Raw genomic sequence first — 14139 nt, 5'->3', positions numbered from 1 at the left:
CATTGTACCAATGCTTTCTCATAAACATAAAATTATTTTTGTTCACGTACCTAAAACTGCTGGGCAAAGTGTTGAGCTTTTTTTTCTTCAGAAATTTGAGATTCCATGGGAATCGCGAGGTGTTTTATTACTTGATAAAAATACTGATCCAAGTAAGGGACCATTTAGACTTGCTCACTTAACAGCAAGTGAATATAGTTCACTTGGGTATGTCAAAAACGAAGAGTTAGAAAGTTACTTTAAGTTCTCTTTCGTTCGGGATCCATGGTCACGCTTAGTTTCAGAATATAAGTGGCATGGCTATTACAGGAGATGGAGCTTCAAAGATTGGTTGTATAATGCTTTTCCACAACCCGATGGAACTGATGATTGGCGTCACGTAATGTCCCAATATGATTATCTTTATGACGAAAAAGGTTTATGCTTAGTTGATTTTATTGGACACTTTGAAAGTTTAGAAGATGACTTTAAAGTCATACAAACTAAACTAGGTTTTTCACTAGAAAAACTGCCTCATGTCAATCAAACATTAGAACAACCAATTAGCATCAAAACATCGTATGCAAAGAATTTCGCAAGGCTGCTTTGGAGGCGAATTAAGTCCAAAGAAAAATTTCATAAAACATACTATGACTATTATGATTCCCATACTTGGGAATGGGTAGCTAAACGATATGCTAAGGATATCCATGCATTTGGTTATACAGATCAATTGAATAGATTTAATTCTATAAGTGTATAACCTAAACCTATTACTCATATCTCTCGGAGGCTATTTGAGAAGTAAAATTACCTTCGGTAGAGCCAGAGGCTTATTTTAGTTAACGCAGTGGAATAGCCTCCAAAGTGCAATTCTCTAGCTTCATCCTAACGGTAGGTTTAGCTGTTCCAAGCGAGCATCATCTAACTCCTGATTACATATATGCTCGAACTACCGCTTCATCCAAATCCACTGTTGATGCATAGTAACCCCGCGCCCAAAGGCTCTATCCTGAATAATTTCGGCGCTTTCCCATAAAGTGACGCGCTATCACTATGGCACTCTTACCTTTCATAAAACTCAACACCCTTGAGACTGGATGCTTTGGTGGAATTCTCTTACACATAAGAACATGGTCTGGAAATTTATGACCTTCTAAAATTTCAACACCTCGATATTCCACCAGCTCCCAAAATAAAACTCCTAAATGACTACAAAGACTACCATATATAGCTTTCCGACGACGCTTAGGAATGAATACAATGTTATGTTTGCAATCCCAAGTCGTATGATTTAACTTCTTAGGTGACATTTCTTTCTCCTTGCGAGAAAACTGCAAGGAGAATTTTCTACCGTTGCACCCGGTCAAACCTACGAGAGTCTCCCCGGCAGAGCCAGGCACTTACCAGTATTTAGTTAAGATGAAAAATAGATGATTTTTTATTAGTAGATAGGAAAAACTACCTCCATTTCATTTGATTTAACAGCTTAACAAATAAAATTTATTGGTGCGCAGTCTAATGTCACAAATTTGTTAGCTTGAATAATACAGTACCTGAATGATATTAGTTATTAACATATATGTTAAAAACAAAAAAAAAGCTTAAATATTACCAGAATACTTTACCTAATTCTTTGATTATTGGGGTTCAAAAATCTGCTACAACTTGGTTATCAAAACGCCTTTCACAGCATCCAGATATTTATATTTTTCCTGGGGAAGTTCATTATTTTGATAACGAAAAAAATTTTTCTAAGGGACCCGAATGGTATTCATCAATTTTTCGAAATTCACTCGATAAAGTTATTCGATGTGAGAAGTCACCTGACTATTTTTGGACCACATGTGATGATGTTCCGAATGAACCTAAAGATAAACCTCTTCGTATTAAACAGCTAATACCTGAAGCAAAATTAATTCTTATTTTACGAAATCCAGTCACCAGAGCAATATCTGGTTGGAATCACAATGTTAGATCAGGGGCAATTCTTCCTTCTTTGGATATCAACAAGATTTTTTTGCCAGAGTATTCTGATGTGGTCAAGCGCCATGGTATCCTCAGTAGAGGACTTTATTTTAAGCAATTATCAGAATTCTTAAACTTTTTCCATCGCGAACAAATCTTAGTTCTTTTTTTTGAGTCTGATATTATTAAAACTCCTGAACTAACTCTTGAAAAAACCGTAAGATTTTTAGGAGCTAATAATGATTTTAAGTTTAAATACGTCCATGATCCAGAAAACAAGTTGGCTTCTACCAAGCTAGGAGTATGGGCAAGTTACTATTCTACTGGAATCCTAACGAAAGTAGTTCATAAATTTGATAGAAATATTTTAAAGGATTTTCCATTACCTAAATGGAAGCCTGCTAATCCCAATAGAGAGACTCTAGAAAAGCTAAAGGAATATTATAATGAAGAGAATATCAAGCTTTCTAAACTCATTGGTAGTTTGCCTGATGACTGGAATTATTGATGACTGTAATTCAATTAAAATCTACTTATTTACCAATTTTTCTAGCTTGTTAAATATAGCAGATTGCATAACTATCGAAACTACATGATCAGTTTAGAGCCTTGTTAGGAAGGTACTTGGCGATTTCATAATTCTGAAAGCCGCTATAATTATATTAAGTATACATAAAATATTGCTTATATCATCATAACTGCGACGAAAACAATATTTCTGATTGATAATGTTTAAAAATTTCAGTCAATCAAAAAGGCTTAAGATTCATCTTTTGATTCCAAATATTTTTGGATTTAAAGGTGGAGTACAAGTTTACTCAGCTTTTTTTTTGGAAGCACTTCAAGAGATTTATCCATTTGCAACAATAGATGTATTTCTATTGCATGATACTAGTCAAGATATTGCCAGCAGTCAGGTAAGTTTCTTAACTGATACAAGATTTCATTCTTTTGGCAAATTTAAGCTAAGCTTTCGTTCGTGGATTTATGCTTTTTATCTAATAGCATATGGTTTGTTTCATAGACCTGATCTAATAATTTCTACACACCTTAATTTTTCTGTTGTTGCTCACAGGCTAAATCAAATTGCTGGGATTCCTTTCTGGACAATAGCTCACGGAGTAGAGGCATGGGATATCACTCGACCTGATTTGAAAAATGCTTTGAGTAAAGCACAAAAAATATTAGCCGTGAGCCACTATACTTGCGATCGCTTAATTAAGGAGCAAGAATTAAAATCTGGAAAAATCTCTTTACTCCACAACACCTTTCAATCAAAACGCTTTCAGCCTAGTCCTAAACCAGATCAGTTATTAAAAAAGCATAGTTTACATATTAGACAACCCATACTTTTAACCGTATGCCGACTATGTGCCTCTGAATCTTATAAAAGTTACGATGTAGTGCTTGGAGCACTACCCACTATTCTCAAAACAATACCTGAAGCAAAATATTTTATTGTTGGCAAGGGTGATGATAAAAGTCGCCTTGAAAAAAAAATCATTGAGATGGACTTGCAAGAACATGTGATATTAACTGGCTTTGTGCCAGATCAAGACTTATGCGATTATTACAATCTTTGTGATGTGTTTGTAATGCCTAGCAAATTAGAAGGTTTTGGGATTGTCTATTTGGAAGCTCTGGCCTGTGGTAAGCCCGTTATTGGTGGCAATCAAGATGGAGCAGTTGATGCACTAAGCAAAGGTGAATTAGGAGCACTTGTAGACCCTGATGATGCTGAGGAAATTGCCGAAACTGTCATCCAAATCCTTAATAGAACATATCCTAATTACTTAATGTTTCAGCCAAACAAACTACGCTCCTCAGTAATAGAGAGATTTGGATTTACCTCATTTAAGAGGACTTTAAGAAATTATTTACAGACCGAAATATCAACCTTATCTTCATGAAAGTACTTCATATCATTCCATCCTTATCTCCCATTAGGGGTGGTCCCAGTCTCGCAGCTATTGAAATGGTAGAAAGTCTTAATTTCAATGGCATTGAGGCTTCGATAATCACTACAAATGATCATGGCGACCGACAACTAAAAATCTCAACTAAGGATTGGACTAACTATAAAGGTGTTCCTGTTCATTTTTTTTCTAGATACTCACCTATAATTGCACCCATAAGAGAGTTTTCTTATTCCTCAGACCTAACATCTTGGCTTTGGAATAATATTCATAATTACGACTTACTCCATATCCATGCCATTTTTTCATACCCTTCTACAGTGGCAATGGCGTTCGCGCGATGGAAACAAGTACCCTATATTGTTCGCCCTCTAGGACAATTATGTCATTGGTCTTTAAGTCAACAAGCTATAAAGAAAAAAACCTATCTAAGCCTAATAGAGAAAAAGAACCTTACACAAAGTCAGGGTATACACTTTACATCCCAAGCAGAAGAGAATGAAGCTTCATCTTTAGGTCTCAACGCTCCGAGTTTCGTTGTACCCCATGGATTACATGTTCCAGAAAAAGTTAGTAATGCTTCTACAAAATTACGAGCCCAACTACAGTTATCAACTAAAACTCCCATCATCACATTCTTATCTCGTCTTCACCCCAAAAAAGGTCTTGAGTACTTGATTACAGCTCTGAGTAGCCTCAAAGATAATCCTTTCTTATTCTTGATTGCTGGTTCTGGAGATTCTGACTATGAAAGTTATCTTAAAAACTTAATTAATGAGCATCAATTAAGCGATCTCACTCACTTTCTTGGTTTCGTGGAAGGTGAAACAAAGAACCTATTATTACAAGGTTCTGATCTTTTTGCCCTCACGTCCCATTCCGAAAACTTCGGTGTTGCTGTTCTTGAAGCCTTAGCTGCAGGTTTACCGGCACTTGTCACACCAGGCGTGGCTTTATCCGAGCTTGTCCTCCAGCAACAACTTGGATATGTCCCTCCTTTAGAAGAAACAGCCATTACTAATGCCCTTCTTCATTGTCTAAAAAATCCAGAAGAAGCCAAACTGATGGGAGAACGTGCCCGTAGATTTATCCAAGAAAACTATACCTGGGATAAAGTTACAATCAACTTAATTGAGGTTTACCAAACAATTCTCCGACGAGAACCAAACCAACAGTATTCATTTTCGACCTCACGACCTTAGTCTTATTAAAAGATGATTCCAAATATTTCAACAGAATAATTCTGCCTATACAAAATAAAAACAATATGAGTATCTTTACGCAAAAGATTAGCTGATCAATACCCACAGCTTTTTATTACAGCCGTTGCTTTCAATGCTGCCAAAACTAGAAGAGCAAGGAAAGTTAAGACGCTTAGTTACCTACTCGAAGCTGAGGGATATAGGGATCTCAACTTCCAGTTCGCTGGGCGAATCTTCTACCTGTGGAAAGCGATGCTCTGTTCAAAGATTATTAATGAATAGTACTTGTTATGTTACTCTCCATTATCATTCTGACTAAAGACGAGGCGGCTAATCTACCAATCTGTCTATCTAGCTTGCAACCACTCGGGGCAGATATTTATATTGTTGACTCTGGTAGTACCGATGAAACTATCGACATTGCCCGTCAATATGGTTGCAAAGTTTATAAACATGCTTTTGAAAATTATGCCAAACAACTAAACTGGGCCCTTACGAATTTACCAATCCAAACCTCCTGGGTTATGAGGTTAGATGCTGATGAACGGGTAACACCAGAGCTTAGCTCCGAACTTCAGCAAAAACTCTCCAATACTCCCCAAGAGATTAGCGGCTACCAAGTCAAACGTCGCGTTTTTTTCATGGGACGTTGGATCAAACACGGTGGCTATTACCCCACTTGGCTTCTACGTATATGGCGCACTGGCAGCGGCACCTGCGAACAACGCTGGATGGATGAGCATATGGTTCTATCTCAAGGCAAAATCGCCAATCTCAAGAACGACATCATTGACGAAAATCAAAAAGGTCTTACTTTCTGGACTAATAAGCACAATCACTACGCCGATCGTGAAATCCAAGATATGCTCGGCGTTCTCTTAGATTCAGATGACCCCCTGATCCATAATCAACAACGATCTCAAGCACAGCAACGCCGCTGGGTTAAGAATAATCTTTACTCTCGATCTCCCCTTTTCCTACGAGCCTTTATTTATTTCCTCCTGCGTTACACGGTTGGCCTTGGTTTTCTTGATGGTATGGAAGGACTGGTTTTTCATTTTCTTCAAGGCTTTTGGTATCGCTTCCTCGTCGATGCCAAACTCTATGAACAACGCCAGCAGGAAAGGAAGCATTCGCCAAACCCCATCAAACCAAGCTCCTTGGCCTCCGGTAGGAGTCTGTAGAAATTGATAGTAGAGCTACACGAAGTTCTGAGAAATTCTCATCACCATATTCAGAGCCATAATTCGGTAGATAAACAATCAAAATGTCTTCAATTAAACCAATTTCATCAACTGATTCTTCCGGGCAAGTTCGACTGCCACCTTAATGCAACATCCAAGCCAGATCAATTGTCAAACCCGGTAGCACATTTTCCCCCTCTAAATCAGTGGGTAACCGCCGTATCTCAACATCCTTGCCTAGTCGATAGATCTCAACCTGTTGGTTTTGCGGATCAATCAACCAACCCAATTGGACCCCTGCTTCCTGGTACTCTCTCATCTTCTCTTGTAGAGTTTTCAAAGCATCAGTTTTTGAACGCAATTCAATCACAAAATCAGGAACGATAGCTGGAAAAGCAATATCACCAGAGACTCCCTCCAGTTTCGAGACCGCAATCCAGGTGACATCCGGTGATCGAACCGCGCCATTGGGCAAAGTAAAGCCACCGGAAGAATCAAAGACTCTTCCTAACGCAGTTTCCTGATTCCAGTTACCCACTAATCTAGTCAGTTCGGCATTCCGCTTCGAGCTTTCCCATCCCGCTGGTGGCATGGTGATCAATTCTCCTGATGCCGTTAACTCTAGCCGTAGATCTGGATTGTCTTGACATAACCGCTCAAACTCTGCATGGGTAACACGCAGAGTAATTCCCCGCACGTCTAGCAAAACAGGCTTGGTTTCGATTAATTGCACAACTTAACCCATCCTAATTAAATTTGTATTATCAGAACTCACTCAATTAATACGTTTAGCTTTAAGCCGTTAAATTTCAGGTCGCAAGGAAAGTCCAAAAAATCATATTTTCACAGAAAAAATCACCTTAACTTAAGCCAATCAAAAATATCTTTTGCACATAAAGTTAAGTTAATTTGATTAGGAACAATTAAAGCTTCTTCACCTTGAAATAGTGTTGGAAGTTGATCCGGTTCAAAAACCATAATCGATTGATCCCTAGGATCAACTAACCAACCCAACTGACAACCATACTTTAAACAATGGACGATATTCGCTGTTACCTGATTCGCACTTTGATCAGGGCAAAGGATCTCGATAGTCCAATCCGGTGCAATATAGACATCATCTACCGGAATCCCCTCTGCATCTAACTCGATTTTATCCCAGTCAAGAATCGCTAAATCCGGAATAAGCGAACAGCCCCCAAATGTACAGCGCAGCTCCGGAAATGCATAGGCCACCTTGTTCGGCTTACTTGCAGCATTTATTGCCATACACAGTTCGCTTTGCAGTAAGGAATGTTGACGTTTGGGCATTGGCTTAGGATAGAGTTTGCCGTCAATGTACTCAAAAGCCGGTTTACGCTCAGGTTGTTTGAGAAATTCCTCTAAACTCAGTGGAGGAGAAGTCTTGACCATAATCACAAATCCCCTTGCTTGCTATATCCCTATTCAACCGGATCCACACCCAAAGCCCTTAACTGTTCCCGTAATCGCTCCGCACGTTGTTGTTCTTGTACCAATTCATGACTGAGTTCTGCTGGTGCTAATAGTCGTTCTCCCGTCGCCAGACTTGTAAAGCCAATCAACGTCCCTTCCACTTGTAATTGCAACCCCAAAGCCTGACTGCAACTATCCGCAATCAAAACATAGTCATCCCCCACAAGGCGATACCCCATCAATGGAGACTCCAACCATTCTCCCTTTGGATCAAACAACCAATATTCCTCTACTCCAATCTGAGCATAGAGGCGACGCTTAAAAATTTGGTCTTCCTGTTGAGTACCCTTCGATGTCATTTCAAAGACAACTCTAGGTACCTCTCCCTCCTCCCAAACTTTGTAGCTATCCCTCCCCCCTGGTTCAACTCCAAAAATAACCATCACATCTGGGGCCACTCGTAATTTCGGCAACCCTTGGGCATAGTATAGGAACTGATTTGCTAACACCGTCGCTTGCTGTCCGTCAAGATGCTGTCGCAGCACCTCTAACGTCACTAAGATCGCGTAGAGATGATCATAGGTTTCTGCCACAGGTTCACCATCCGATACTGGATAAACAATGGCTGCATCGGGTTGGTTTTCAGTAACCTGCATCGCCAATAAGTCCCCATAAGAGCTGTCTAGAGTATATCAACTCTACTCAAGCCCCCCATTTTGATTCCTGTCAGTTTGTTCATTTCCTGCCTTACGCTATGCGTCTAGATCAATACACTGTAGGTCAATACACTCCAGGTGCGCCCTATATCAAACAGCTCCTGTGGTACTTCCTCGGCCAACCCCTGTTCCGAAGTTATTGGCTCCCCATCTCTGGCCTAAAAGTAAGGCTACTGCGGCTTTTTGGCGCTCAGGTGGGTAAAGGCGTTAGAGTCAAACCTGGTGTCAACATCAAATTTCCATGGCGGATTGTAATTGGTAATTATGTCTGGTTGGGTGAGCAAGTCTGGCTTGATAACGTGGTTAAAATTCGCATTGACGATCATGTCTGTATTTCCCAAGGAGCCTATCTAGGCACCGGCAATCATGACTGGCGAGATCCCAATTTTGCCCTTAGACTGTCTCCGATTCACCTAGAATCAAGATCCTGGGTTGGAGCAAAAGCCATAGTTGGGCCAGGGGTGACGATGGGGCAAGGTGCCGTGTTATGTCTGGGAAGTGTTGCAGGCAAGACTCTAGAACCGATGACCATTTATGCGGGTAATCCCGCCCGCCCCGTCAAAACTCGGCAAATGAATAAAACCGAATTTGAGCCAGTGACCTTACCGATGTGATCTCAACCTAAACAATTTGCGACAATAGCTCCAGACCTAGCAGAAAAATCTATGTCGGAGTTACAAGCCCTTCTCGAATCCCTACATCAAACCTACCAGCAGCAAGATGCTGGACAACTCGCCTGCTATATTCCTGAACTGTGTAAAGCCGATCCCAATTGGTTTGCCATTTCCATCGTCACCACCGATGGTCAAACTTTCCAAGTAGGGAACTGCCAGCAAACCTTTACCATCCAGTCCATTTCCAAGGTTTTTGTCTACGGCATGGCCCTTGCTGATCATGGCCGGGACGCCTTACTCGCAAAAGTAGGCGTTGAGCCCACCGGAGATCCCTTCAATTCTCTGATTCGTCTAGACGAAGACTCCAAACGCCCTGACAATCCCATGATCAATGCGGGGGCGATCGCCACAACCAGCTTAATTCAAGGCAATGGTCCCACCGAGCGCCTCAACCGATTGTTGGAAATGTTTCGTCGCTATGTGGGCCATGAAGTCTTTATCGATATGCCCGTGTTTATGTCTGAACGGGATACCGGGCATCGCAACCGAGCCATTGCCCACTTAATGCTCAATTTTGGCATGATCGACAAGAATATCGATGAAGCCCTTGATCTTTATTTCCAGCAATGCTCGGTACTCGTGAATTGCCATGACTTAGCCGTGATGGCAGCCACCCTAGCTCATAAGGGCATCAATCCCATCACCCAAGAACGGGCGGTTGAATCTGGCTATGTCAAAGATATTCTTAGTGTAATGTATACCTGCGGTATGTATGACTTTGCTGGAGAATGGGCCTATAAAGTCGGTTTACCTGCAAAGAGTGGCGTTTCAGGGGGGATTATGGCCGTGGTTCCCAACCGAGCCGGCATCGCCGTATTTTCTCCCCTGCTGGATGAATATGGGAATAGCATTCGGGGCAGTCGAGTTCTAGAACTTGGCATTCGCGTTATCCAAGTCTGAATAAATGTCTTGCCTCATCCTCTTGTAATTTAAGCCTCATCAGCACTTGACTCAAGACTGGAGTAGATATCAGGGGGCAAGCCTAGAAGTTCTACAATTCTTTGTTGCAGTGAAGTTAACGGAGAGACATGTCCATATTCTTCGTCTTTTACGCCAAGAATGGTCAGAGATATGTCCTTAAACGCCCTTAGAATTCTTTCTGTAGTGGGTCGGGTAGTGGCGCGTTTTGGATTTCCAGGGAAGAGTCCAAACAATTTTTCGTTCTGTTGCTTTAATCGACGTTGAACAACGAACTCAATTAACGTCAAGATCCGCAATCCCAGACTCAGTAAATGCATCAATCCTTTGGCTTGGTCATCCCTTTGCACGAAGAGTGGAGATGCCCCGAGGGGCTTACCTTTTAAGCGAGAGAACCCACCTTCTTGAATCCAAGCGTTCCGAACAGTCAAGACAGCTTCCTCAAATGACAACTCTTCAAGGGGAGCATTCGTGACGTAAACCCGCCAGCCAAAGCGTTGTTGTGTTGTCTCAACTGCGGCTTCTATGAGTGTAACTTTGGTGATTTGGTAGCGCTCTTTCTGTTGCTTTACCGCTGGGTGATACTCATAGCTATATTCAATCAATCCCTCAACGCGATGGGCTTTAAGGATGGCGTTAGCCTTCTGTTGAAGCTCTGAGAGGCTGCGAACTTGTCGCTTACCGCGTCCAACGGCAGGTGTCAGTGCGTTTAACTTTTGGGTTGCTCGTTTAAGTCGCTGCTCCAGACCCCGCTGTTGCTGTTGGGCATGAGCAGGAGAATGGACTAAAAATACTCGTTCGGTCCACTCTACTGTGTTGCCATCCGCTTGATGATGCTCCTGCTTTCTGGATAACTCATATCCCGTGGCAATTTCCTGGGGGTGTCCTTTCTCATCAAGACGATGAACTCTCAATAGAGGAGACTCGTTGGCAACTGCATCAATGAGTCCTTGTTCCAGCAACTCAGGTACTGAACCCACCCTCGCTAAGGGCGTCAGGTAATAATGTTGTTGCTGATGAATTCGGGCCCGTGTGGCTTGGGCACCCATCTTACAATCACCTACCCACAGTAACCCTAGCCGAGTAAAGCTTTGGCGGACTTGCTCGAAAATCGGTAGGTACAGTCCGTCATCAGCTTGCTCCCCGAAACAATGTGAGTCGCCAATGGCATACCCAATGGGTCTAGGCTGGCTAGCATGGCTTTGAGATGAGGAAGGCTCGGATCATCTTTGCTATGACCAAACTGGAATAGTCCGTCCTCATGAACCAGATGGACACCAGAAACTGTGGTCGCATCAAGACGAACACGATAACGGTCTAACTTATAAATACGGAGGGTTTGACTATTAAGGTCCCCCTCAATTTGTTGCCAGTACTCTGGCTGACTCAACTTACTCAATACGATGCCCAGGCGGTCATCGGTAAAGTCTGTCTCCCGTAATGTCAGACCACAGACTTGGGCAATCATGGTGCTGCGTTGCTTGACCCAGTCTCGAACGACTACTTTGCGGTGGTCGCCTTCGGAAAGGATGTAGGAAAGCCAGATCACAATCACCCACCCCCAATCTAAGCCTTCCTGTTTCCAGTGGCGGGGAAGATGTTTGTTGAGCACTTCTGGTAAGCCCATTTGCATCATCATGTGCAGCAGGAGCACTACATCATCAATACGCTCAGTCGTAACAGTAAGTTGATCTGCCATGCCACTGTCCTAGCTTGATTGCTAGACGAGCATACGCTGAATATCTTTATGCGATCCGATTACGCGAACGTCAAGCTAGAAGCACTTTCTCAAAAACTAGGGTTACACCTGTTCGATTTGTCGATGGGTGGATGTGGTTTGCAAGCAGCAATGGAATCCAAGTAACCGCTCTGTCCAGAAGCCGCTATTTTCAGTAGACGATGGAATTGATGTATCCAGTTTACGTTTGGGATGATTAAATCAAGGCTTTGCCATCCGAGCGATAGATAGCAACCAAAGCGGGTTTAGGCGGGTCCGTTGCTTTTTTCCCAGGCCAGTTTGAACCGACGGGCACATCCCGAGTCTGTAGGAATTCCTGACCATCTGTGGTTAGCAGGGCGATCTCTCGGGTCTCAGATGCCATTTTTTGCCGGATACCGCCTGCTTCACCTGGATGTTGGGCCGTTAAAAAGAGCGCTTTTTGATTTGGATGTAGACATAACCCACAAAGCTCACTATCCATCGGACCCATCGCAAAAGGAAAGGCTTTACCCGCATGGGTGCCCATCAAAGGTAAATACCAGGCTGTATTATTGCCGAAGATTCCTCGTAGTTTGGATTGATCAACACCACTACGATTGGGAATGGCCAGATTGTGCTTACTGGTGGACATGTCCGTTACCATCCACAGATTGCCTTGAGCATCGATTTCTAGGTTGTCTGGATTGGCAAACCCAAGGCCATCCTGAGCCGGTTCCCCTCCCACGGCAACCATCACCCACCGGAACTGCATAGCGGCTGGATGATCGTCTACCTCCATGATTTTCATAATCCACCCATATTCGTAGGGCGTTTCTCCATTGGGGCCTTGAAAAATCTGTTGATCGGGTCCACCATCTTCCCCTGGCCCACCGGAAGTAAAGGCCACAAAAAGCGCCTTCTGTTCTGGATCAAAGGTGGTGTCTTCGGGTCTGGCTAAGCCAGTAATTCCAGCCGCATTGGCTGCATAGTGAGCATCGACCAGGATCGCCCCTTGACGTTCGCTGGCGCTGCCTTCATAGAGATCGCCCAAGGTTTGAAAGGTCTGCTGGAAGGTTAAGGCGTCTGGATCGTTAGTGATGTCGATGTAGCCGCCTTCCTGGCGATCGGGGTTGGGTAACGTAACCAGACCAGAGTCAGATTCGCCTAGAACCTGACTAGGAAGGACGGGGTTAATGGGAGTGCTGGCTTTCAGGGGAATCCATTGACCCGTACCATCGGCATTCAGTTGGGCACCGTAGAGCATGCCGTTCTCTAAAAGTTTGGAGTTGGCTTTGTCCGTGGGATTTTTGACTTTGCCAGCACTGACGAATTTGTAGAGATGACCGCCCCTGCGATCGCATCCCGAATACACGGCCAAAGGCTGACCTGCCATAGCATTCACTGCAACGGCTTCATGGCGATACCGCCCTAGCCAGGTGTGCTTGGTGCCATAGTCCTTGGGATTGCTGGGATCGACTTCTACCATCCAGCCATATTTATTCCCAGCCAGACCAAAGGGATTGCCCCGACCATCCACCTTATCTTCCGTCAGTTCAAACGGAGTATGGGAAGGGGGAAAAGAGGAGCCATCCGCCATCACGGGTTCGGGGACTTGGTCTTGAAAATTCTCTTCGGCACTCAAGATGGTTCCCCAAGGGGTGGTCCCACCCGCACAATTTTGAAAGGTGCCAATAATGCGGCTGCCCAAATTATCGTCGTAGCCCCGTTTGTTGGACTTGGTAAATACCGCCACTCCAGGTCCGGTCGCTTTTAAATAGCGGCCATCTTCCAACCCCGATATTCCAGAAATCCGTCGATCTTGTGCAGAAGGCTGGCGCACCCATTTGCCTTTTTGGGCTTGGACGGCAATGACTCCAATGCCTTGATCAATCAGTCCTTCCTTGGCAATCGCTTCAATTTGTTGCTTGAGCGGATTGTCCGCGGGTAGGGCAAAAGCATCAATTTTCTCCTGTCCCATAGCGGATCGAACTTGATCAAATGGGAGAGACTTGCCTAAAACCTGCTCATAGGTCTGCATCCAGGTTTTACCGCTAATATATTCGAAATTGATCGATAGATAACCTGAGTTTGGTGCTGTCTCTACAAAAGAGACAAAGTCATTATTGTAGCCAAACCGAGAATCGCCAACCGGGTCTCCCCAAGCGGCGATGGTGTCATAGATATAGCCTTCTGGCAAGACCAAATCATCAATGACCTGATAGGTGCTGTAGGTTTGCTTTTGCTGTTCTGGGGATAGCCCTTCAATGTCCAGGGGAATGGGGACCCGAACGGGCTTGAAGGAAATCGTTGCTTCCGTTGCCGTGGACGAACGGTAGAGTCTATTCGTGGAGGCGTTGCAGGCCACCATGGTGGATGCAGCGCCCATAAATAGCAAGAATTCTCTGCGGCTGATGGACATGAAATATAGGGTAATGAGCCTAAGACTAAG

At 43.4% G+C, this 14139-nt stretch carries 13 protein-coding genes and 1 pseudogene; 7 read left to right on the top strand and 7 right to left on the bottom strand.

Annotation, left to right across the window (positions count from 1 at the left end):
• Positions 1–10: 10 nt before the first annotated feature.
• On the top strand, positions 11–742 hold the full coding sequence (locus ON05_RS22180; protein WP_010473327.1) for a sulfotransferase family 2 domain-containing protein: 732 nt from the start codon (positions 11–13) through the stop codon (positions 740–742).
• 120 nt (positions 743–862) lie between these two features.
• Here ON05_RS22180 and tnpA read toward each other — a convergent pair.
• A pseudogene (tnpA, locus tag ON05_RS22175) lies at positions 863–1292 on the bottom strand (IS200/IS605 family transposase).
• 269 nt (positions 1293–1561) lie between these two features.
• Between tnpA and ON05_RS22170 the strand changes: the two are divergent.
• The 4 genes from ON05_RS22170 (at position 1562) to ON05_RS22155 (ending at position 6249) form a co-directional block, all read left to right on the top strand.
• Positions 1562–2455 carry a sulfotransferase domain-containing protein gene (locus ON05_RS22170; RefSeq protein WP_010473323.1) on the top strand — a complete coding sequence of 298 codons (894 nt, stop codon included), beginning with the start codon at positions 1562–1564 and terminating at the stop codon, positions 2453–2455.
• Positions 2456–2675: 220 nt separating this feature from the next.
• Positions 2676–3857: a glycosyltransferase gene (locus ON05_RS22165; protein ID WP_010473322.1), complete on the top strand. Its 1182-nt coding sequence runs from the start codon at positions 2676–2678 to the stop codon at positions 3855–3857.
• Positions 3854–5065 (top strand): glycosyltransferase, encoded by a 1212-nt coding sequence (locus ON05_RS22160; RefSeq protein WP_029315192.1) that lies wholly within the window; start codon positions 3854–3856, stop codon positions 5063–5065. The genes ON05_RS22165 and ON05_RS22160 overlap by 4 nt, the downstream gene beginning before the upstream one ends.
• 290 nt (positions 5066–5355) lie before the next feature.
• The gene (locus tag ON05_RS22155; protein WP_010473320.1) at positions 5356–6249 is read left to right on the top strand and encodes a glycosyltransferase family 2 protein; all 894 of its coding nucleotides are present in this window, start codon (positions 5356–5358) and stop codon (positions 6247–6249) included.
• A 142-nt stretch (positions 6250–6391) separates the two neighbouring features.
• On the opposite strand, the gene ON05_RS22150 is transcribed toward ON05_RS22155, so the two are convergent.
• The 3 genes from ON05_RS22150 to ON05_RS22140 all read right to left on the bottom strand — a co-directional run bounded on the left by ON05_RS22150 (position 6392) and on the right by ON05_RS22140 (position 8339).
• Positions 6392–6982 (bottom strand): Uma2 family endonuclease, encoded by a 591-nt coding sequence (locus ON05_RS22150; protein ID WP_010473319.1) that lies wholly within the window; start codon positions 6980–6982, stop codon positions 6392–6394.
• 122 nt (positions 6983–7104) lie between these two features.
• Positions 7105–7662 (bottom strand): Uma2 family endonuclease, encoded by a 558-nt coding sequence (locus ON05_RS22145; RefSeq protein WP_010473318.1) that lies wholly within the window; start codon positions 7660–7662, stop codon positions 7105–7107.
• A 29-nt stretch (positions 7663–7691) separates the two neighbouring features.
• Positions 7692–8339, bottom strand: coding sequence for a Uma2 family endonuclease (locus ON05_RS22140; RefSeq protein WP_010473317.1), 648 nt, complete (start codon positions 8337–8339; stop codon positions 7692–7694).
• 98 nt (positions 8340–8437) lie between these two features.
• Between ON05_RS22140 and ON05_RS22135 the strand changes: the two genes are divergently transcribed.
• Both ON05_RS22135 and glsA read left to right on the top strand, forming a co-directional pair.
• Complete coding sequence (locus ON05_RS22135) at positions 8438–9013, top strand: WcaF family extracellular polysaccharide biosynthesis acetyltransferase (protein WP_010473316.1); 576 nt, start codon at positions 8438–8440, stop codon at positions 9011–9013.
• Positions 9014–9064: 51 nt separating this feature from the next.
• Entirely contained in the window at positions 9065–9973 is a 909-nt protein-coding gene (glsA, locus tag ON05_RS22130) for a glutaminase A (RefSeq protein ID WP_010473313.1), read from the top strand.
• A 29-nt stretch (positions 9974–10002) separates the two neighbouring features.
• Here glsA and ON05_RS22125 read toward each other — a convergent pair whose 3' ends face one another.
• From ON05_RS22125 to ON05_RS22115, 3 genes are all read right to left on the bottom strand, one after another.
• The gene (locus ON05_RS22125; RefSeq protein ID WP_262562297.1) at positions 10003–11040 is read right to left on the bottom strand and encodes a hypothetical protein; all 1038 of its coding nucleotides are present in this window, start codon (positions 11038–11040) and stop codon (positions 10003–10005) included.
• A 26-nt stretch (positions 11041–11066) separates the two neighbouring features.
• A complete protein-coding gene (locus ON05_RS22120) occupies positions 11067–11690 on the bottom strand; it encodes a hypothetical protein (RefSeq protein ID WP_262562295.1) in 624 nt (207 codons plus the stop codon).
• Positions 11691–11925: 235 nt separating this feature from the next.
• The gene (locus ON05_RS22115; protein WP_029315794.1) at positions 11926–14109 is read right to left on the bottom strand and encodes a PhoX family phosphatase; all 2184 of its coding nucleotides are present in this window, start codon (positions 14107–14109) and stop codon (positions 11926–11928) included.
• Positions 14110–14139 lie beyond the last annotated feature (30 nt).

The sequence above is a fragment of the Acaryochloris sp. CCMEE 5410 genome (genome assembly GCF_000238775.2).
Lineage (GTDB): Bacteria > Cyanobacteriota > Cyanobacteriia > Thermosynechococcales > Thermosynechococcaceae > Acaryochloris.
This window is presented reverse-complemented; position numbering and strand designations above follow the sequence as displayed.